16 protein-coding genes are annotated in these 22,849 nt (G+C 40.8%); 6 read left to right on the top strand and 10 right to left on the bottom strand.

The genetic code is table 11. The features are described 5' to 3' along the window. Window positions 1-2 precede the first annotated feature (2 nt). The 9 genes from FUA48_RS00380 to aqpZ all read right to left on the bottom strand — a co-directional run bounded on the left by FUA48_RS00380 (window position 3) and on the right by aqpZ (window position 8,713). Window positions 3-617, bottom strand: coding sequence for a WbqC family protein (locus FUA48_RS00380; protein ID WP_147581599.1), 615 nt, complete (start codon window positions 615-617; stop codon window positions 3-5). 73 nt (window positions 618-690) lie between these two features. Further along, window positions 691-2,394 carry a signal peptidase I gene (gene lepB, locus FUA48_RS00375; protein ID WP_147581598.1) on the bottom strand — a complete coding sequence of 568 codons (1,704 nt, stop codon included), beginning with the start codon at window positions 2,392-2,394 and terminating at the stop codon, window positions 691-693. Window positions 2,395-2,438: 44 nt separating this feature from the next. Continuing rightward, on the bottom strand, window positions 2,439-3,140 hold the full coding sequence (gene dapB, locus FUA48_RS00370) for a 4-hydroxy-tetrahydrodipicolinate reductase (RefSeq protein ID WP_147581597.1): 702 nt from the start codon (window positions 3,138-3,140) through the stop codon (window positions 2,439-2,441). A gap of 3 nt (window positions 3,141-3,143) precedes the next feature. Next, window positions 3,144-3,713 (bottom strand): DUF5683 domain-containing protein, encoded by a 570-nt coding sequence (locus tag FUA48_RS00365; protein ID WP_147581596.1) that lies wholly within the window; start codon window positions 3,711-3,713, stop codon window positions 3,144-3,146. Further along, a complete protein-coding gene (locus FUA48_RS00360) occupies window positions 3,713-4,618 on the bottom strand; it encodes a ParB/RepB/Spo0J family partition protein (protein WP_129751665.1) in 906 nt (301 codons plus the stop codon). Before FUA48_RS00360 ends, FUA48_RS00365 begins: the two co-directional genes overlap by 1 nt. Next, window positions 4,615-5,397: a ParA family protein gene (locus FUA48_RS00355; RefSeq protein WP_129751666.1), complete on the bottom strand. Its 783-nt coding sequence runs from the start codon at window positions 5,395-5,397 to the stop codon at window positions 4,615-4,617. The genes FUA48_RS00360 and FUA48_RS00355 overlap by 4 nt, the downstream gene beginning before the upstream one ends. A 169-nt stretch (window positions 5,398-5,566) precedes the next feature. Next, entirely contained in the window at window positions 5,567-6,874 is a 1,308-nt protein-coding gene (locus FUA48_RS00350) for a T9SS type A sorting domain-containing protein (RefSeq protein ID WP_147581595.1), read from the bottom strand. Between the two features lie 133 nt (window positions 6,875-7,007). Then, a complete protein-coding gene (locus FUA48_RS00345) occupies window positions 7,008-7,889 on the bottom strand; it encodes an SDR family oxidoreductase (protein WP_168196921.1) in 882 nt (293 codons plus the stop codon). Window positions 7,890-8,023: 134 nt separating this feature from the next. Next, entirely contained in the window at window positions 8,024-8,713 is a 690-nt protein-coding gene (gene aqpZ, locus FUA48_RS00340; RefSeq protein WP_147581594.1) for an aquaporin Z, read from the bottom strand. A 305-nt stretch (window positions 8,714-9,018) separates the two neighbouring features. Between aqpZ and FUA48_RS00335 the strand changes: the two genes are divergently transcribed. After that, window positions 9,019-9,648, top strand: a complete 630-nt coding sequence (locus tag FUA48_RS00335) for a response regulator (RefSeq protein WP_147581593.1) — start codon at window positions 9,019-9,021, stop codon at window positions 9,646-9,648. Here the strand turns inward: FUA48_RS00335 and FUA48_RS00330 are convergent. Next, the gene (locus FUA48_RS00330; protein WP_147581592.1) at window positions 9,643-12,663 is read right to left on the bottom strand and encodes a ligand-binding sensor domain-containing protein; all 3,021 of its coding nucleotides are present in this window, start codon (window positions 12,661-12,663) and stop codon (window positions 9,643-9,645) included. The two genes, FUA48_RS00335 and FUA48_RS00330, sit on opposite strands and share 6 nt — an antisense overlap. Window positions 12,664-13,054: 391 nt before the next feature. On the opposite strand from FUA48_RS00330, the gene FUA48_RS00325 reads away from it, so the two are divergent. The 5 genes from FUA48_RS00325 to FUA48_RS00310 all read left to right on the top strand — a co-directional run bounded on the left by FUA48_RS00325 (window position 13,055) and on the right by FUA48_RS00310 (window position 22,772). Then, window positions 13,055-14,161 carry a helix-turn-helix domain-containing protein gene (locus FUA48_RS00325; RefSeq protein WP_147581591.1) on the top strand — a complete coding sequence of 369 codons (1,107 nt, stop codon included), beginning with the start codon at window positions 13,055-13,057 and terminating at the stop codon, window positions 14,159-14,161. Between the two features lie 816 nt (window positions 14,162-14,977). Next, window positions 14,978-21,904: a hypothetical protein gene (locus tag FUA48_RS00320; protein ID WP_147581590.1), complete on the top strand. Its 6,927-nt coding sequence runs from the start codon at window positions 14,978-14,980 to the stop codon at window positions 21,902-21,904. A 42-nt stretch (window positions 21,905-21,946) separates the two neighbouring features. Beyond that, window positions 21,947-22,078: a hypothetical protein gene (locus FUA48_RS18575; protein ID WP_262712741.1), complete on the top strand. Its 132-nt coding sequence runs from the start codon at window positions 21,947-21,949 to the stop codon at window positions 22,076-22,078. Further along, window positions 22,072-22,326: a hypothetical protein gene (locus FUA48_RS00315; RefSeq protein ID WP_147581589.1), complete on the top strand. Its 255-nt coding sequence runs from the start codon at window positions 22,072-22,074 to the stop codon at window positions 22,324-22,326. Before FUA48_RS18575 ends, FUA48_RS00315 begins: the two co-directional genes overlap by 7 nt. Continuing rightward, window positions 22,293-22,772: a hypothetical protein gene (locus FUA48_RS00310; protein ID WP_147581588.1), complete on the top strand. Its 480-nt coding sequence runs from the start codon at window positions 22,293-22,295 to the stop codon at window positions 22,770-22,772. Before FUA48_RS00315 ends, FUA48_RS00310 begins: the two co-directional genes overlap by 34 nt. Window positions 22,773-22,849: the final 77 nt, after the last annotated feature.

Raw genomic sequence — 22,849 nt, 5'->3', positions numbered from 1 at the left:
ATTTATAAAGCCTGGTTCTTTAAATAATCCATCGCGTAACGACCTTCATTAAATAACAGGTCTAATATGCTAAGATTATTTATAAACCCATGTTTTTCTTCAAATACCTGAGTATAGGCATCAAATGAAGATGTGTCTTTCTTGCCGTTAGTAAGATATCTCAGGTCCTGTACATCATTTACCTCACGGAAATATTCTTCAGTTTTGTCGTAAGAGAAATCCATTCCTAAGCAATCAGTAATAATTTCCATTATCTGGAAATTAAGATCCATCATAAAAGTATGTTTTTTTTCAAATACAGGCCTTATGTCGTCTTCAAAGTACTCAAAGAAGGGAGAAGTGCGGTAAGCAGCTTCAAGCGACTTAAAGTGCTGTTTTTGCCAGTCGAAAGCATCCTCAATCTTTACGTCCTTAAACTTTTGATGATTACTTTCCTTGTTGTGTTTAACAGGTATATTTAAAAGCTGTATTCCGTTTGGACTGTATATGTACATCCTGTTCCTGTTGGTTTGTTTCTGAAAATTATCTTCAACTTCAAAAACAATTTTATCTGCCTTTACCATTGCAACAAAGTGGCTGATAGAAGGAAAATATGTAGGATGAATTAAAATGCTCATGAGTACGTATTTAAAAAACTGAAGATTGACAGAATTGCCAATCTTCAAATTTATAGACTTTTAAAATATTATTTTAACTATTCGCTTTTTTCTTTTTCTTTCTGAAATAATCAAACCCAAACCAGCCTACAAGCAGTATAAGGAAGTATTTAAAGTAAGATACCGGTTCGCCGTTTCCGCTAACAGTAGTAAACATCCTGTCCCAACGAACTTTTTTACCAATGTTTTTCCATGATTCGTTTTGGTCAAGGCTCATCCATATAAACACAGGTTTACCTACTATGTGGTCTTCAGGAACAAAGCCCCAAAAACGGCTGTCTAATGAATTATGGCGATTATCACCCATCATCCAGTAGTAATTCTGTTTAAACGTATAAGATGTAGCTACTTCTCCGTTTATTCTGATTTCATTGCCCGTTACTTTAAGGTCATTACCTTCATATTCCTGAATAATCATTTTATAGAAAGGCAGTGTTTCACTGTTAAGTTCAACCGTCTTGCCAGCTTCAGGAACATAAATAGGTCCCATATTATCTTCGGTCCATGTTGGTTTAGTATGAGGGAACATCTCAAGACCCTGATTTTTTTTCACAAATTTGATTACTGAATCAATACCTGTAACTGCTCTAAGCTTTTCAGCTTTTTCCAGAGTAAGATTTGCTGTCATCTGGTAATCAGCTACTTCTTGTGCATTGATCTGATAGCTTTGTATTACAGAATATGGAAGGCCGTTGGCCGAAGTTTTAATGGTAATTAAGCCTTCAGTACTAGCATCGTAACCCGTAATATATGGTCTTAAGGCATCAATCTGAGCCTGACTGCTTAAGTTTCTTATTTCATAAGTACGGTAAAATTCTTTAACATCATTACTTATTAATAACTGTGGTGTAACACCTTTTTTAGAGTAAATAGTATGATTGTACTGAAGTTTAGCCCTGTCAGAAAGGGTAAACTTTTCACCATTTATATGTACATCTCCGTTAACAATTGATAGGTTATCTCCCGGAGTACCTACACATCTTTTTACATAGTTTGATTTTTTGTCTATAGGTTTTCTTAAACCTGCAGTTTTAGTATCTCTAAAATTTGTTACGGTATCAGTTGGCCAATTAAACACAACAATGTCGTTTTTCTCAGGGTTTTCAAATCCCGGTAAACGGAACGATGGCAGTTGTGGCCAGTTACTGTATGATTTTTTATTAATAACCGGTATTGTGTCATGTACCATAGGTGCTGCAACAGCAGTCATAGGAGTACGTGCGCCATAATGGAATTTACTAACAAAGAGGAAGTCGCCAATAAGAAGGGTTTTCTCTAATGAAGCGGTAGGGATTGTGAAAGGTTGCATTATATAGGTGTGTACTATGGTAGCAACAACTACAGCAAATAACAGAGAGCTTATAGTACTTTCTTTTTTCTTTTCAGCATCATATTCTTCCTGGGTAATATACTTTACATCTTCCATATAGTTTATGTAGTAGATATAAAGGCCAAGGGTTACTATTCCTAAAATAGTATCTAATGTTGATTTTTTACCAAAGCTTTTTAAGGTAAGTACCCAAACTACCGGGAACATTATAAGATTTACAACAGGAATAAAAAGCAGGATTGTCCACCATACAGGTTTTCTTATTATTTTCATTAAGACTACCGCGTTGTATACCGGAACGGCTGCTTCCCATGATTTTCTGCCTGCTTTTTGATATAATTTCCAGGTGCCAAGATAATGTACTACCTGCACTGCCAGGAAGAAAATAAACCATTGTAATAGTGTCATCTTTATACTGTTTTTTTATATATGTATGTTTTTTTGCAAAAATGTTACTTTAAGTCCAAAACATCTTTCATTGTAAAAATACCTTTTTTGCCTAAAATCCACTCGGCTGCCACTACAGATCCCAAAGCAAAACCTTCGCGGCTGTGGGCTGTATGTTTAATTTCTATAGAGTCTACTTCAGAGTCATAGAATATACTATGTGTGCCTGGAACGTTTTCAATACGTTTAGCATCTATAAGTATTTCATCTTCTTTAGCATTTTCTAATGCCCAGCTTGAGTAATTAGAGTTTTCAATAACTCCTTTTGCAAGGCTTATGGCAGTACCGCTTGGTGCATCAAGCTTTTGAGTGTGGTGTATCTCTTCCATAGATACTTTATATTGAGTAAGCTTGCTCATCATTTTAGCAAGATACTCGTTAAGCTGGAAGAATATATTTACGCCAAGACTAAAGTTAGAACCATAAATAAAAGCCCCGCTTTTTTCCTCACAAAGTTTTGCAACTTCCGGGTAATGTTCCAGCCAGCCTGTAGTTCCTGAGATAACAGGTACATTACGGTTAAAACATTCTGTTATGTTCTCAACGGCTGCATCAGGGATACTGAATTCGATAGCCACATCGGCATTTTCAAGTCCGTTAAAAGTGTCCTGTCCTGATTTTCTCAATACAATTTCATGGCCTCTTTCCAAAGCAATCCTTTCGATTACTTTTCCCATTTTTCCGTAGCCTAAAAGTGCAATCTTCATAATTTAAAATTGGTAACTAAGGGATATACCCATATTGTGTTTATAATCTATCTGATTTTGTTGCAGTTCGGGTCTTAAACTCAAATTATCGTTTACGTTAAACTGCATAAGGTGGGCGTCAACATTAGCGTCAACTATATTTAAAACATAAACTCCCACTGCTATAAGCAATGAGAGGTCTCTGTTTCTTTGATGGAATTTTTGTCCTCTTATTAAGTTGTCCTGACTGAGGTTCGCCAGTTCACCTGTTACGGTGCCTCCGGCTAAAGTAGTTTTATAGGCATCTCTGTATTCATGGTATTTGTTATTGTTCCATGAATAGTAATAAAGCGGAATACCTATACCGGCAGCAACTAAAGGGATTTTCCAGTATTTTTTATTGTAAGCCTGTCCAAGTCCCGGTACTACAGCCGAATAAAATGCAGCTTTAGAAGGGGCAAGGGGATCTATAGTGTATGAATTAGAACTTACTTCGGTGTTCATGTCTACCCTTAATTGTTCCTCGGTTTGAGTTTCCTGAGCAAAGGATATTGATGAGATAAATAAAATAAATATTGAAAGTAAATTTTTCACTAACCTTTAATAAGTTTAATAATCCTGTTGAAATCTTCTTCTGAATGAAAAGGAATGGTAATTTTACCTTTACCTTTTGCATCCACCTTTACATCAACTTTTGCGCCAAAGAATTCAGTTATGCTTTTTTTCTGCTCTTCTTCAACCGCAAAACCATTCGCTTTAACAGTAGTATTTTTATCTGCACCCGGCTTAAGGCTTTCCTGATATGCCTTAACCAAGGCTTCGGTTTCCCTAACTGACAGGTTTCCGCTAACTATTTTCTGGTAAATATTTGCCTGAGCATCCTGGTCCTCAATATTTATTATTGCACGGCCGTGGCCCATTGATATAAAACCATCACGAATACCTGTCTGGATTATTGGGTCCAGTTTAAGTAAACGAAGGTAGTTTGCAATAGTAGAACGCTTTTTACCTACACGATCACTCATTTGTTCCTGTGTAAGCTGAATTTCGTCTATAAGTCTTTGGTAGGAAAGTGCAATCTCTATAGGGTCAAGGTCATGACGCTGAATATTTTCTACAAGAGCCATTACAAGCGATTCATTATCGTTTGCAAGTCTTATATAAGCCGGTACGGTTTCAAGCCCGGCCATTTTAGAAGCGCGTAAACGACGCTCTCCCGAAATTAGCTGGTATTTGTTGTAGTCCAGTTTTCTTACGGTAATAGGCTGTATAACCCCTAATTCTTTAATAGAGGTGCTTAATTCCTGTAGTGTTTCTTCGTTAAAGTTAGTTCTTGGCTGAAAAGGGTTTATCTCTATAGCATCAATCTCAAGCTCTATGATGTTACCTACAACCTTATCTGCATTTTTATCCTCAACCGACTTGATGTCGTTTTCAGGGTCTTTTAATAATGCCGATAATCCTCTTCCAAGTGCTTGTTTTTTTACTGCTTTTGTCATGAACCTACTGTTGTGCTAGTGTTTTTCTTTATAATTTCTTCAGCAAGGTGCAGGTAGTTAACCGCTCCTTTACTTGTTGCGTCATAGTTAATAATGCTTTCGCCATAACTTGGCGCCTCGCTTAGCTTAACATTACGTTGTATAACGGTGTCAAATACCATGTCGTTAAAGTGTTTCTGTACTTCTTCCACAACCTGGTTAGAAAGCCTTAAGCGAGAATCATACATGGTTAGAAGCAGTCCTTCAATGTCTAATGAAGGGTTATGTATCTTCTGTACGCTCTTAATGGTATTAAGTAGTTTGCCTAAACCTTCAAGTGCGAAGTATTCACATTGTATCGGAATAACCACAGAGTCTGCCGCTGTAAGTGCATTAAGCGTTAAAAGCCCTAGTGAAGGGGCACAGTCTATCAGTATATAATCATACTTATCCTTAACGCTTTGCAGCGCCTGTTTAAGCATGTATTCTCTGTTTTCCTTATCCACAAGCTCAATTTCAATAGCCACAAGGTCTATGTGTGCCGGGATAACCGAAACATTAGGTGCGTTACAGTCTATGGTAGCCTCATCCGGAGTATTGGTGTGTTCCAGTATCTGATAGGTGCCTGTTTCTACAGTTTCTACATCAATGCCAAGTCCTGAGCTGGCATTTGCCTGAGGGTCAGCATCTATTAGTAATACTTTTTTTTCCAATACACCCAGCGCTGCTGCCAGATTTACTGAAGTTGTCGTTTTTCCTACGCCGCCCTTCTGGTTGGCAATAGCAATGATCTTACCCATGAATGTTTAATAATTTTAGAACCGTAAAAATACAATTATTTATGGTTTTTGAAAGTGGAATTTGTTAACATTCATTTTTGTTTTTATGCCAAAATCTGTTAACCCCTGTAAAATAAGAAAGCCGGTAAAATATTACCGGCTTTTTAGATAGGTTGGTTTGTTTAATTATTTATTTTATGATTAATTTTTTGGTTTCTGTGTAGTTTCCTGCCTGTAACTTAACAATATACATGCCTGAGTTTAGAGCTGAAAGGTTTAGTTGCTGAGTTTGAGAAACATTTGTTTTTGTTTGATAAACTTTGCTTCCTGTTATAGAGTATATGGTAAGCTCGCCTGCCTCTGTTGTCAAATCTGTATTGTTGTAAGCTACTGTTACATTTTTGTCTGCAGACGGGTTAGGGTAAAGGCTGAATGAAGCTTTGTTTGTATCAAAATCACCCAGACCCATTGTTGCTGATACATTTTTGTATTTAAAGCTCAGATTACCTGTTGCTGTACCTTCAAATGTAAGGAAGTACATTCTGTAAACAGTTCCGTCATCATACTTAACGTAATATGTCTTTTCAGGAATAGTATATGACATTGTAGATTGGTTAAATGCTTTCCAGTCGTCACCAATAGTATTAATTTCTTCAGTATAATCTTCTTCTGCCGGTAATGTAATATCGCCGGTAGTTTCTCCTGCTTCATCTTTTACTGCCACAGTTATACCCGTGTTGCTATTGTGTAAGGCACCGGTTACTGAGTACATAACAGTTTCTGTACCTCCCATAGAAACTTCTCCGTAGTATTTGTTGAATACAAAATCCCAATCAGTATCAGCAGGTGCTACTGATACAGTGTTGTTAGTTTCCATTGAATAGTAAATGAATTCTGTTCCTTCATTGTCAGAGAAGTCAATAACAGCAGTTTCATCTGCAGACCATTCTGTACCGTTCCATGTTGCATATTTAAATGTAAATGTGCCGGCCATTGGGTCAAGGTCCTGAAGGATTAATTTCTTGTAATTAGTTGCCGAAGTTTTAAGTACAAAAATTCTTGTACCAGTAACATGATGTGTTGATATATTGTACAAGCCCCATCCAAAACCAAATGAAGGTGTGTTTTCGCTTCCGTTATCAAAAGCACCTATGCTCCATTCTGTTTCAGAATTGTAAAGCTGTGTCCAACTGCTTTCGTTGGCAACGTCTATTGTTTCCCAGGTTGTAATATCTGCTGAAGCCTCATAGCAGGTAACTTTACCGTCGTTTACCCTTACAGCGCCAAGATTCATACCGCTCGCTTTTTGAAAGGCAATATCCCAGCTTGATGTAACTACAGGGGTTTGTGTATTGGTTGCTAACTTAAAATATACCTGATTAGTATAAGCAGGCTGCATAGAAACATTTACGGTTGTATATCCGTTTTCGTCTACTTCCTGGGCTGTAGCTGTAAACCCAAGGACAATAGAAGCTAATAAAAGTAAAGCTTTTTTCATGTTTTGTTTATTTAGATTTATTTAAAATAACGACGCAAAGATATTGTTTTAATTTAAACTTAATCTAAATAACGTAAAAAAATTAAGCCCGAATTTCAATTTCGGGCTTAATTATATAGTGCTTGTTTTGTAACTATTTGTTTTTCTTTGCTTTAATCATAGCTTCAAGCATATCCCACATTTCTTCAGGTATAGCTTCAAGTAAATTGAATTGTCCTGCTCCTTTAAGCCATTCACCACCATCTATCGTAATAACTTCTCCGTTAACATAAGCAGAGTAGTCGGAAACGAGATATGCAGCAAGGTTAGCAAGTTCCTGATGATCACCTACACGTTTTAAAGGTACTTTTTTTGCTAAGTCAAATTTCTCTTTTAAGTCACCGGGTAATAGTCTGTCCCATGCACCTTTAGTAGGGAAGGGGCCTGGAGCAATTGCGTTAGATCTTATACCGTATTTAGCCCACTCTACAGCAAGGCTTCGGGTCATTGCCAGTACACCGGCTTTTGCCGTTGCACTTGGAACTACATAAGCAGATCCTGTCCAGGCATAAGTAGTAACAATATTTAGTACGGTAGAGTTTTTTTGTTTTGTGTCTATCCAGTGCTTACCAAATGCTAGGGTACAGTTTTTAGAACCTTTAAGTACTATGTCTATAATAGTATCGAAAGCATTTGCAGATAATCGTTCTGTAGGTGAAATAAAATTACCGGCAGCATTATTAAGCAGTACATCTACTTTACCATATTCTTTTAAAACAGCCTGAAGCATGTTTTCTACTTCTTCATAATGGCGAACATCACATTGCACGGCCAGGCATTTTCCTCCTGTTTCCTGCTCCAGTTCTTTTGCCGTGTTTTGCAGTTTTTCAAGATCACGTGAGGTAATGGCTACTTTAGCGCCGAGTTCCATGAAATATTTTGTCATGGATTTCCCTAGTCCGCTACCGCCTCCGGTTACTACAATTACCTTATCTTCAAGGGCATTATCGCGAAGCATTTTATTTGTATAGTTCATAATTTTTGATTCTGAATTAATTTCTACCAAGTTACAAATTATTTGGCTTCGGGAAATTTTTTATGCACGCATATTAAAAAATAAAAGGGATAGCGTTAAAAGTCTATCCCTTAGTTATTTATTTGTTTTTGATGTTATTCTTTTTTCTCAAAAAAACCTTTGTAGACTAATCCAGCCAGTACGGCTCCCACTATTGGGGCTACCCAAAATACCCATAGTTGTTGTACTGCCCAGGCATCGGCAAAAAGTACCTGGCTTGTGCTACGGGCAGGGTTTACCGATGTATTACTTACAGGTATGCTTATAAGGTGAATTAATGTAAGGCCAAGGCCAATGGCAACAGGAGCGAGTCCTTTTGGAGCTCTTTCATCTGTAGAACCTAATATAATTATGAGAAACATAAAGGTCATTACGATCTCACAAAGTATTACGGCCGACATGCTGTATCCGCCGGGAGAGTGTTCGCCAAAGCCATTTGCGGCAAATCCGCCGGCTACAAAACCTTCTTTGCCCGATGCTATTGTATACAATACATAAGCGGCAAGCATTCCTCCTAAAACCTGCGATATAATGTAGGGGATAAGCTCTTTTGCGCTAAATCTTCCGCCAACACACAACCCTATTGATACGGCAGGGTTTAAATGACATCCTGATATGTGCCCTATGGCAAATGCCATAGTCAAAACAGTTAAACCAAAGGCGAGGGCAACACCGGTAAATCCAATACCAAATTCAGGAAAAGAACAGGCTAATACGGCACTACCGCAACCTCCCAGCACCAGCCAGAAAGTACCTATAAATTCTGCAACTAATTTTTTTGTCATATTTCTGCATTTATTGATTAGTAGAATAGGTTATATAAACTTTATAAATTGCTTACAGACAGTTTTGAAATTATTGTTGCTCGATATATGTTGTATGGCTTTTAGTGTTAAGATAATGAATAAGTATTAAGTTAAAATTAAATTAAAATTTTATGATATATAACAAGTGATAAGATATTTTTAACATTTAGTATTTAAAAAATGTTAAAAAAATGATTAGTTGGTTTGCAGGCTTTAAGATATTCTTAATTTTTTATGTACATTTATCGCAAGAGTTATATCCCCACCTGTAACCAAAAAATAGTATGAATATATTAATAGCCGATGACCATAGTGTTGTAAGGCAGGGTGTAGCATTGATTTTAAGGGAGGCATTTAATAGTGTGAACATTTATCATGCAGAAAGCTTTAGCGAAATAGCAGAAATATTAAAAAAACAATCCATAAACCTAATCCTTTTAGATATTAACTTACCCGGAGGTAATAATGTTGGGATGATTAACAATATAAAGGAAATACAGTCTTCAATAAAGGTACTGATGTTTTCTGCGTATGATGAAGATCAGTATGCCGTTAGGTATATTCATGCCGGCGTAGACGGCTATCTCAACAAGTTAAGCTCTGAGGATAAAATTATAGAGGCTGTAAGTGAAATACTTAGGGGAGGGAGATATTTTAGTGATAAAATAAAAGACAGGGTTTTTGAAAGTGTAATTAATAAAATACCGGAAAATCCTCTTGAAAGCCTTTCTAACAGGGAAATGGAAATTGCTGATCTTTTGGCAAAGGGAGAGGGGAACCTTGAAATTGCCAACAGACTTGATATTAAGATGTCTACTGTAAGTACTTATAAGAGCCGGATTTTTGAAAAGCTTGGCATTAATAATGTTGTTTCCCTGGCAGAGAAATTTAATATTTACCGTAATAGTTTATAGGTTAAATGAGATGGTAATTGTTGTACCGCCGTCTTTTTGAGATAGTATTTTCACTTTACCTTTTAATATATTTAAGAGCTCTGCAATCATTGGTAACCCCATTCCTTTACTAGCGGATGAATCTTCTTCAGGCTTTATATAACCCTGAAGCAGGTTGTTATAGTATTCCAGGTCTGTTTTGGTCATACCTTTTCCGGTATCCTCAACAGATATGGATAAAGTGTGCTCGCTAACCTGGGCACTAAGTGTTATTTTTCCTTCAAAAGTATTTTTAGTAGCATTATCAACAAGGTTGTGCAGGATAATGGCCAATAAATGCCTGTTTATGGTTGTGCTGTAGCTTTTTGGAATCGTATTAAAAAGCTCAGTTTTTTGAAGTTGTGCAATGTTTTTAAAGAATAAGATTTTTTCTTTTGCTAAACGATATAATGAATATGGGTCCGATTCATTATCACTTATGTCAGTCTCTTTAGCATATTCTAAAAAGTTGTCTACAAAATGGTATAACTGAAAAGATGAGGTGTACATAGCCTGCAGGTTTTCCTTTACAGAATCTTTTTCGGTATCAATATTATTATAGATATACCGTCCTGTGATAGAGAGGAATTTAAGAGGGCTCTTAATGTCGTGAGTTATTGATTTTATAAGCCTTTTGTGGTTTTCTATTTGTTTGCTCAGGTCATCTTTTGTTTTTCTTAAAGTGGTAATGGTTTCCTGTAGTTGGGTAGTTTGTATAAGTACTTTGTTCTCCAGCAAGGTGTTTTTATAACGTATGTACCGTATCCTTAGTTTTATAATAAGATATACTAAACTTATACCGCTTATTATTGCAATAATAATAAACCAGTTAGTTTGCCAGAAAGCCGGCTCTACAGTGAATTTGATGTCTTTATAAATCCATCCTGACCCAAATCCGTTAAGCTTTCTTGTTTTTAAAATATAGTCTCCATGAGGCAGCGTTGAGAATGATATTGATTTTTCTGTTAGAAGTGTCCATCCTTGATGTATGGGCCCTTTAAGCATAAATTCAATGTTCTCATTATAAGGTTCTCCATAATAAGGACTGCTTATAACGAAACTTATTCTGGTAAAATCGCGATCAACTGAAATCTTTTCAAAAGCAGGAACCGGAGTGTTGTCAATAGTTATTTCGTCAATATAAATAGGACTATCAGGTATAATAGCATTAATGTCGGCCGTATTGAAATAAACTATTCCTTCCATAGAGGGGAAGAATATAGTTTCATTATTTAAGTATACGCTGCAAGGCTGGCATCCGCCATTAAATTCGTTATTAGGAAAGCCTGAGTTTTTATTGTAATAATGATAATAGATGCCTGTGTTCTTTTTGTTGGCATAATTTAGTAAATCCTGTTTTTTTACCTGAAATAAGCCTTTGTTGGTAGTGATCCAGAAAAACCCGTTTACATCTTCTGTAATACAATGTGATGTAAGCAGGTATTTATGTTTATCGGTAGGGAAGGAGGTGGTAACAGAATCTTTGTATAGATAAAAACCTTTACCATAACTACAGGCCCATACTTCGCCTGTTGGTTCTATATAAAGGGACCTGACCTGACATTTAGGGAAATCCTTTATTTTATAGCCTTCTTTTGTTTTAATGTCATATTTGTAAAGTCCTTTCCATGTACCTGTCCATATAGTTTTATTGTCAGTTATTGCCATTGATGCCGGAACCTCTTTTACTTTTAGAAAAAGTTGTGGATTACAATTTTTATCATTGGGTTCTAAAAAGTAAATATAGCCTCCAGGTTGATTTTTCTTATTGAAAGTGCCTACCCATATTGTACCATCGGAGGATTTAGTTAATGTAGTTATACTTCCATTTAATTTCCAGTGATCATAATCTTTGTAATCACTGTTTTTTCTGAAACGATATAAATGACGGCTGTATTTGGTCCATATATCTCCATCATTGTCAACTACCAGCATGTACTTGTCAGAGAAACCGGCGATATTGTTTGTTTTGTTTTTTCCTTTGACATTAAAGATCTCTCCTGTACTGCTGAGGATATTATTATTGCCAAATTTTTCCAGTGCATAGTATACTCCATCTGTTCCTGTAGAATGAGAAAGTATGGGCTCAATGTGTTTAAATCCCTGCTCTTTTATCACTAATAATCCTTTATTCGAACTTCCCAGATATAAAACATGGTTAGGCTCATCGTAGTAAAAAGAGACGATATTGTTGTGAGGAACATCAAAATGATTTGAGACCAATATTGTTTCTATATAATTTTGGTGTTCTTTTAGATAGTATAATTTCCTGTCACTATATATAAAAGACTGTCCGCATTGGTTATTGGTAAAAAGATAATATGATTCTTTAAATGTACGATCGTATTTTATATTGTTGGTTTTAAGCCCCGTAAACTTTAAAGCTGCATTTTTACTGTCAAGATACAATGTGTTTCCTATTGTGTAGAACTGAGCCTTTTTTGGATATCTGTATGCAGTCTCATTAATTTTTTCCCTCTTAAGGTTATATAGTTTAATGCTGTCGTTTCCTATTATATAAAGGTTGTTTCCTGCTACAATGTCAAGATATTCTTTATCATCTGTAAAAGATAACGATAATAAAGGGTTGTAATTATACCTGAGCATATCCTGTATGCTCTTAAAGGGCTGAGGTATTTTTGTCTTTAAATTTATAACAGTCCGTTTGTTAATAAGTAAAAGTTGATTGTTTTCATTCAAAAGATAGATACTGTCTTTTTCAGGTTTCCCTGCAAACAAACGTATCCTGTTGGATATTAGTCCGTCAATATTATCGGTATTGTATATTTTGAAAACCTGTCCGTCAAACTTGGCTAATCCACTCTCTGTAGACAGCCATATATAGCCGTATTTGTCTTTTATTATAGCACTTATGGTATTTTGAGGCAATGTGTTATCATCGGCAGTATACCATACATGCCTAAAGTTCTCCTGTGCAAAAAAGGATATGCTGTTACTTAATAACAGTAGTAAAAAAACAGACTTTAAATAATTCATTAGGGGGCTGATGAATTTTTTTTATTTATAAGTCAAATATATGGTATGTTTTTTTACGATTAATGCGCTTGTAGAAATAATTCTACATAATATAAGCAATAAAACTATAGAATGTTATGAATTAAATATATAGTTTTGTAGTCCCCAATATAAATAATGTATCAACTAAATTAATTTACTAATGCTACTATTCTTAGAAACCCCCTCTTTAAGTGTCAGGCATATTATTAATGCTTTTCAATCAGGTTTCATATCTTAATTAGGACTACAGTATTGTTATATTCAAACTGTTGGCGGCTATGCTTACAGGTTGTTTATACAATCTCTGTTATCTAATTTCAAGTATGATCTAATCTCTTACTGCACCTGTTGCATATATTGATTACACCTTATGATTGAATTGATACTAATAGGCGCCTTTGTGCTTGCCTTAGCTACGCTATATATGGCAAGGCAAATCAAGTCGGTTTTGTTATTCGACAGGATTTGTAATGCCTTTTTACTGTTTGCTTCCATGCAGTCAGTCTTCGCTCTTTTAAGCCTTTTGGTTGGGAAAGACTTTAAGTTTATGGCTATTCCCTTCTTTTTGTGCTATGGACCATTTATGTATTTTGCGGTTAAGTCATTAATTAACGATGATTTTGTTAAAAGAAAACTTTACCTGCATTATGCCCCTTCCTTTGTAGCTATGATAGTTTATCTGGTCATGGCAGAAGTTCCTTTGCTAAGGGGGTATTTATATATGTATAATATAGTGCTGTTTTTAAGTATTGCTTTTTCTTTAACCTATTATTCCGGCTGGATTTTATTTTATGAAAATGAAAAGCATGAAGACAACCCTTTGGCTAATAAGCTGATAAAAATTTCGGCTTTTGTTTTAACCTGCATGTCTGTTACCCTGATGGTGTTTATCTCTAATCAGTTTATGATGGGACAAACTGTAGACTTTGAGGTTGTGGCATCAATACTTTATTGCTCTTCATTGTTCCTGATTCTTCTGGGTTTCAGGTATAAGGTTCATGTCTTCGTAAGTTACTTTAAAGGTAATAATGAAGAAAATTATAAGAAGGAAATAAAGGAAAATCCCGAAGATCCTACTTCTGATATGATAGTCATTATGAACAGGCAGAAGTATTCTAAGTCTGCTCTTAATGAAAGTGTTTTTGAAGATTATGAGGAAAAGCTTCTTTATTTGTTTGAAGAAGAGAAGGTTTATCTGGATAATGAGATATCACTTGAAGCTCTTGCTGAAAGGATGAAGCTCTCAAAGCATCACTTAACACAGTTGTTTAATGTGTATATAGGTGAAAACTTTAACCAGTTTATTAATAAGTACAGAATTGACTATTCCTGTTCTCTTTTACAGACTTCCGATGGGCAGCTAACAATGGAAGAAATAGCTTTTGAAAGCGGATTTAACTCTAAAGTTTCTTTTAACAGGCATTTTAAAAATATTATGGGCTGCACGCCTACAGATTATATCAAAAAAGCAGGATAATTATCCCGTGTGTTTTGATGATTAATTATAGAAACAAACCTTTCGATAGATATTCACACCCTGAGCCTTTTCATGTTTTATATGAAAAGGCTCTTTTTTTTGATTGAGTTAAATCAATTAAAGTCTGTGTTTTTGGTTTTTATTGATACAATTATTGCCTGTATTTTAATTTGTATACTTTTTTATATTACTGTTTATCGTTGATTTATTGCTGTTGGTCGACCAATAATAATGTGTTAATCGAATTAAATATTTTAAATTAAACAGGTCGAAATATATTTGTTTAAAATATAATGAATTGTATTGCTTTTAAATCCTGATAATTGAGCGTGTTTCTATGTTTTATCTATATTCAAATTATTGGGAAAAGCAATAATCCAATAATTTTTTACATCATACACGATTAAAAATTAGAGATTTGTCTCGAAATTAAGTTTTTATTAACAGTGAACGATAACTGCCCCCAAAAAGTTCCGTTCCTATTTTTATCCCCAATTTTTTAGAAGTAAAATTTTGGAGAGACGCTAAAAAAATAGAATTATAGTCTCGTCAATTTTTGAAACTGAAATTAAATAATGCACAATAGGTGATGTGGGTTTGTGGACAAACTCCCGTCCGGGCGATTTAAATATCGGAAATTTATAAAGGCAGTGTGTTGAATTCTGTTATACCAGTTATAGCAGAGTGTAGTATGTGTCAAATAAATTTAAAAGATATGAAAACATAAATTACAAAATTGCCCCCACAAAAACCGTAAGCTTAAAAGTTTCCCCAAGACTTTTAAACATCAAAAACTCAAATTAATTACTAATGACGATGAAAAAATTATTGTCTGCCCTGGTATTATTACTGGGAGCGGCAGCTGCAAACGCGCAGGTAGGTATTGGTACCTCAAGCCCGAATGCTTCTGCACAACTTGAAATAGTATCTGATGATAAAGGTATATTAATACCCAGGGTATCATTAACAGGTACAACCGACTCCACTACCATAACAAATGGTAATATAGAAACTCTTCTGGTCTATAATACTGCCGAAACCGCTGATGTTGTTCCCAGTTACTATTACTGGTATAATAACAGATGGAACAGGATTTTGACCGATCAGGATCTGTTTGTTGAAACAGTAACTACATTAATTGATAACGGTGATAATACCTATACATATACCAGTGAAGATGGTACTGTAACGGTTATCAGTGTTCCAAGTGATATTATAACCACTTTGGTTTACAGTCAAATCAATAATACGCTTACTTATACTAATGAGGAAGGCATAGCTACTGTAATTAACGTAGAACAATTGGTACGTAATGCGGAGACGATAACCACTCTGGTTGACAATAATGATGGTACAATTACCTATACTCCTGAAAGCGGACTATCGGTTACAATAGATATAGCACAAATAGTTACCGATTATCAGTCTGTAACATCTATTATAGCAAATGTTGCTGCTGGAACTATAACTTTTACTGATGAGAACGGAGTTGCTACCGTTATCAATATTTCTGATTTTGTTTCACAATATGAAACGGTAACCACTTTAGTAAACAATGGTGATGGTACTTACACTTATACCAATGAGGCAGGTACCACTACTACAATCACTAATACTACCAATACTGCTCTTGCAGTTGTAGGTAATGACCTGGTGCTTACCGACAGTGAGGGTAATACAGTTAATGTTCCTTTAAATACAATCAATACAACTAACGTATCTTTTACTATTGTAGGTAATGAACTTGTTCTTACAGACAGTAACGGAAATACTACAGTAATCGATCTTAGTGATATAAATATAGTAACCACTTTAGTAAACAACGGTGACGGTACCTATACCTACACCAATGAAGGCGGTGCAACCACAACCATCACGAACACTACCAATGCGAACCTTGCGGTAACAGGGGGTAACCTTGTACTTACTGACAGCGAAGGCAACACGGTTGATGTTCCGCTTAATACGATCAACACGACTAACGTATCTTTCACTATAGTTGGCGGAGAGCTTGTACTTACCGACAGCAACGGAGGTACCACTACAGTAGACCTTACCGATATCAACATCGTTACCACTCTGGTAAACAACGGCGACGGTACGATTACCTTCACAGATGAGACCGGTACGGCTACCAACCTTGACCTTTCAACAATTATTGACGGTTATGAGACAGTAACTACATTAACGGCAGATTCTGCAGCAGGTACCCTTACCTATATGGATGAGGACGGCAACAATACGGTTGTAGATATTACAGCTTACATTACAGCCCATGAAACGGTAACCACTTTAGTAAACAACGGTGACGGTACCTATACCTACACCAATGAAGGCGGTGCAACCACAACCATCACGAACACTACCAATGCGAACCTTGCGGTAACAGGGGGTAACCTTGTACTTACTGATAGTGAAGGCAATACTACTACTATATCTCTATCTGATATTAATGTTGTTACAACATTAGTTAATAATTTAGATGGAACATATACATATACAAATGAAGAAGGTAATGATGTAACCATCGATACTAATGGCTTAACTATTACCGAACTGAACGGCGTGTATACCTTCACGGCAGCGGACGGCAGTGTGATCGACACGATCGACACCAACGCCTCGGCCCTTGCTTATGACAATACGGCTTCCGGCTTAACGGCAGGAACAGTACAGGCAGCCCTTGACGAGGTGGTAACTGCCCTTGATGATGTTAACGATGCGGCCGCTACGGTGAACCTTATCGACAACAACGACGGCAGCGTTACCTTAGTTAAGGCCGACGGCACGCAGGTTGCTGTTGCCAAGGCAGACATTACGGCCAACGGGGACGGTACCTATACCTTTACCAACAACGACGGATCGGATGTGACCATCGATACCAACGGACTGACCATTACCGAACTGAACGGAGTGTATACCTTCACGGCAGCGGACGGCAGTGTGATCGACACGATCGACACCAACGCTTCGGCCCTTGCTTATGACAATACGGCTTCCGGCTTAACGGCAGGAACGGTACAGGCAGCCCTTGACGAGGTGGTAACTGCCCTTGATGATGTTAACGATGCGGCCGCTACGGTGAACCTTATCGACAACAACGACGGCAGCGTTACCTTAGTTAAGGCCGACGGCACGCAGGTTGCTGTTGCCAAGGCCGACATTACGGCCAACGGGGACGGTACCTATACCTTTACCAACAACGACGGATCGGATGTGACCATCGATACCAACGGACTGACCATTACCGAACTGAACGGAGTGTATACCTTCACGGCAGCGGACGGCAGTGTGATCGACACGATCGACACCAACGCTTCGGCCCTTGCTTATGACAATACGGCTTCCGGCTTAACGGCAGGAACAGTACAGGCAGCCCTTGACGAGGTGGTAACTGCCCTTGATGATGTTAACGATGCGGCCGCTACGGTGAACCTTATCGACAACAACGACGGCAGCGTTACCTTAGTTAAGGCCGACGGCACGCAGGTTGCTGTTGCCAAGGCCGACATTACGGCCAACGGAGACGGTACCTATACCTTTACCAACAACGACGGATCGGATGTGACCATCGATACCAACGGCCTGACCATTACCGAACTGAACGGAGTGTATACCTTCACGGCAGCGGACGGCAGTGTGATCGACACGATCGACACCAACGCTTCGGCCCTTGCTTATGACAATACGGCTTCCGGCTTAACGGCAGGAACAGTACAGGCAGCCCTTGACGAGGTGGTAACTGCCCTTGATGATGTTAACGATGCGGCCGCTACGGTGAACCTTATCGACAACAACGACGGCAGCGTTACCTTAGTTAAGGCCGACGGCACGCAGGTTGCTGTTGCCAAGGCCGACATTACGGCCAACGGAGACGGTACCTATACCTTTACCAACAACGACGGATCGGATGTGACCATCGATACCAACGGCCTGACCATTACCGAACTGAACGGAGTGTATACCTTCACGGCAGCGGACGGCAGTGTGATCGACACGATCGACACCAACGCTTCGGCCCTTGCTTATGACAATACGGCTTCCGGCTTAACGGCAGGAACAGTACAGGCAGCCCTTGACGAGGTGGTAACTGCCCTTGATGATGTTAACGATGCGGCCGCTACGGTGAACCTTATCGACAACAACGACGGCAGCGTTACCTTAGTTAAGGCCGACGGCACGCAGGTTGCTGTTGCCAAGGCCGACATTACGGCCAACGGAGACGGTACCTATACCTTTACCAACAACGACGGATCGGATGTAACCATCGATACTAATGGCTTAACTATTACCGAACTGAACGGAGTGTATACCTTCACGGCAGCGGACGGCAGTGTGATCGACACGATCGACACCAACGCTTCGGCCCTTGCTTATGACAATACGGCTTCCGGCTTAACGGCAGGAACAGTACAGGCAGCCCTTGACGAGGTGGTAACTGCCCTTGATGATGTTAACGATGCGGCCGCTACGGTGAACCTTATCGACAACAACGACGGCAGCGTTACCTTAGTTAAGGCCGACGGCACGCAGGTTGCTGTTGCCAAGGCAGACATTACGGCCAACGGGGACGGTACCTATACCTTTACCAACAACGACGGATCGGATGTGACCATCGATACCAACGGCCTGACCATTACCGAACTGAACGGCGTGTATACCTTCACGGCAGCGGACGGCAGTGTGATCGACACGATCGACACCAACGCTTCGGCCCTTGCTTATGACAATACGGCTTCCGGCTTAACGGCAGGAACAGTACAGGCAGCCCTTGACGAGGTGGTAACTGCTATTGATGATGTTAACGATGCGGCCGCTACGGTGAACCTTATCGACAACAACGACGGCAGCGTTACCTTAGTTAAGGCCGACGGCACGCAGGTTGCTGTTGCCAAGGCCGACATTACGGCCAACGGAGACGGTACCTATACCTTTACCAACAACGACGGATCGGATGTGACCATCGATACCAACGGCCTGACCATTACCGAACTGAACGGAGTGTATACCTTCACGGCAGCGGACGGCAGTGTGATCGACACGATCGACACCAACGCCTCGGCCCTTGCTTATGACAATACGGCTTCCGGCTTAACGGCAGGAACAGTACAGGCAGCCCTTGACGAGGTGGTAACTGCCCTTGATGATGTTAACGATGCGGCCGCTACGGTGAACCTTATCGACAACAACGACGGCAGCGTTACCTTAGTTAAGGCCGACGGCACGCAGGTTGCTGTTGCCAAGGCCGACATTACGGCCAACGGGGACGGTACCTATACCTTTACCAACAACGACGGATCGGATGTGACCATCGATACTAATGGCTTAACTATTACCGAACTGAACGGAGTGTATACCTTCACGGCAGCGGACGGCAGTGTGATCGACACGATCGACACCAACGCTTCGGCCCTTGCTTATGACAATACGGCTTCCGGCTTAACGGCAGGAACAGTACAGGCAGCCCTTGACGAGGTGGTAACTGCTATTGATGATGTTAACGATGCGGCCGCTACGGTGAACCTTATCGACAACAACGACGGCAGCGTTACCTTAGTTAAGGCCGACGGCACGCAGGTTGCTGTTGCCAAGGCCGACATTACGGCCAACGGAGACGGTACCTATACCTTTACCAACAACGACGGATCGGATGTGACCATCGATACCAACGGACTGACCATTACCGAACTGAACGGAGTGTATACCTTCACGGCAGCGGACGGCAGTGTGATCGACACGATCGACACCAACGCTTCGGCCCTTGCTTATGACAATACGGCTTCCGGCTTAACGGCAGGAACAGTACAGGCAGCCCTTGACGAGGTGGTAACTGCCCTTGATGATGTTAACGATGCGGCCGCTACGGTGAACCTTATCGACAACAACGACGGCAGCGTTACCTTAGTTAAGGCCGACGGCACGCAGGTTGCTGTTGCCAAGGCCGACATTACGGCCAACGGAGACGGTACCTATACCTTTACCAACAACGACGGATCGGATGTGACCATCGATACCAACGGCCTGACCATTACCGAACTGAACGGTGTGTATACCTTCACGGCAGCGGACGGCAGTGTGATCGACACGATCGACACCAACGCTTCGGCCCTTGCTTATGACAATACGGCTTCCGGCTTAACGGCAGGAACAGTACAGGCAGCCCTTGACGAGGTGGTAACTGCCCTTGATGATGTTAACGATGCGGCCGCTACGGTGAACCTTATCGACAACAACGACGGCAGCGTTACCTTAGTTAAGGCCGACGGCACGCAGGTTGCTGTTGCCAAGGCCGACATTACGGCCAACGGAGACGGTACCTATACCTTTACCAACAACGACGGATCGGATGTGACCATCGATACTAATGGCTTAACTATTACCGAACTGAACGGAGTGTATACCTTCACGGCAGCGGACGGCAGTGTGATCGACACGATCGACACCAACGCTTCGGCCCTTGCTTATGACAATACGGCTTCCGGCTTAACGGCAGGAACAGTACAGGCAGCCCTTGACGAGGTGGTAACTGCTATTGATGATGTTAACGATGCGGCCGCTACGGTGAACCTTATCGACAACAACGACGGCAGCGTTACCTTAGTTAAGGCCGACGGCACGCAGGTTGCTGTTGCCAAGGCAGACATTACGGCCAACGGAGACGGTACCTATACCTTTACCAACAACGACGGATCTGATGTGACCATCGATACCAACGGACTGACCATTACCGAACTGAACGGAGTGTATACCTTCACGGCAGCGGACGGCAGTGTGATCGACACGATCGACACCAACGCTTCGGCCCTTGCTTATGACAATACGGCTTCCGGCTTAACGGCAGGAACAGTACAGGCCGCCCTTGACGAGGTGGTAACTGCCCTTGATGATGTTAACGATGCGGCCGCTACGGTGAACCTTATCGACAACAACGACGGCAGCGTTACCTTAGTTAAGGCCGACGGCACGCAGGTTGCTGTTGCCAAGGCCGACATTACGGCCAACGGGGACGGTACCTATACCTTTACCAACAACGACGGATCGGATGTAACCATCGATACCAACGGCCTGACCATTACCGAACTGAACGGCGTGTATACCTTCACGGCAGCGGACGGCAGTGTGATCGACACGATCGACACCAACGCCTCGGCCCTTGCTTATGACAATACGGCTTCCGGCTTAACGGCAGGAACAGTACAGGCAGCCCTTGACGAGGTGGTAACTGCCCTTGATGATGTTAACGATGCGGCCGCTACGGTGAACCTTATCGACAACAACGACGGCAGCGTTACCTTAGTTAAGGCCGACGGCACGCAGGTTGCTGTTGCCAAGGCCGACATTACGGCCAACGGGGACGGTACCTATACCTTTACCAACAACGACGGATCGGATGTGACCATCGATACCAACGGACTGACCATTACCGAACTGAACGGAGTGTATACCTTCACGGCAGCGGACGGCAGTGTGATCGACACGATCGACACCAACGCTTCGGCCCTTGCTTATGACAATACGGCTTCCGGCTTAACGGCAGGAACGGTACAGGCAGCCCTTGACGAGGTGGTAACTGCCCTTGATGATGTTAACGATGCGGCCGCTACGGTGAACCTTATCGACAACAACGACGGCAGCGTTACCTTAGTTAAGGCCGACGGCACGCAGGTTGCTGTTGCCAAGGCCGACATTACGGCCAACGGGACGGTACCTATACCTTTACCAACAACGACGGATCGGATGTGACCATCGATACCAACGGGACTGACCATTACCGAACTGAACGGAGTGTATACCTTCACGGCAGCGGACGGCAGTGTGATCGACACGATCGACACCAACGCTTCGGCCCTTGCTTATGACAATACGGCTTCCGGCTTAACGCAGGAACAGTACAGGCAGCCCTTGACGAGGTGGTAACTGCCCTTGATGATGTTAACGATGCGGCCGCTACGGTGAACCTTATCGACAACAACGACGGCAGCGTTACCTTAGTTAAGGCCGACGGCACGCAGGTTGCTGTTGCCAAGGCCGACATTACGGCCAACGGAGACGGTACCTATACCTTTACCAACAACGACGGATCGGATGTGACCATCGATACCAACGGCCTGACCATTACCGAACTGAACGAGTGTATACCTTCACGGCAGCGGACGGCAGTGTGATCGACACGATCGACACCAACGCCTCGGCCCTTGCTTATGACAATACGGCTTCCGGCTTAACGGCAGGAACAGTACAGGCAGCCCTTGACGAGGTGGTAACTGCCCTTGATGATGTTAACGATGCGGCCGCTACGGTGAACCTTATCGACAACAACGACGGCAGCGTTACCTTAGTTAAGGCCGACGGCACGCAGGTTGCTGTTGCCAAGGCAGACATTACGGCCAACGGGGACGGTACCTATACCTTTACCAACAACGACGGATCGGATGTGACCATCGATACCAACGGACTGACCATTACCGAACTGAACGGAGTGTATACCTTCACGGCAGCGGACGGCAGTGTGATCGACACGATCGACACCAACGCTTCGGCCCTTGCTTATGACAATACGGCTTCCGGCTTAACGGCAGGACAGTACAGGCAGCCCTTGACGAGGTGGTAACTGCCCTTGATGATGTTAACGATGCGGCCGCTACGGTGAACCTTATCGACAACACGACGGCAGCGTTACCTTAGTTA

Origin of the sequence: Flavobacterium alkalisoli (genome assembly GCF_008000935.1) — a bacterium.
GTDB lineage: Bacteria > Bacteroidota > Bacteroidia > Flavobacteriales > Flavobacteriaceae > Flavobacterium > Flavobacterium alkalisoli.
The sequence above is the reverse complement of the archived record's forward strand: the minus strand, read 5'-3'. Positions and strand labels throughout refer to the sequence as shown.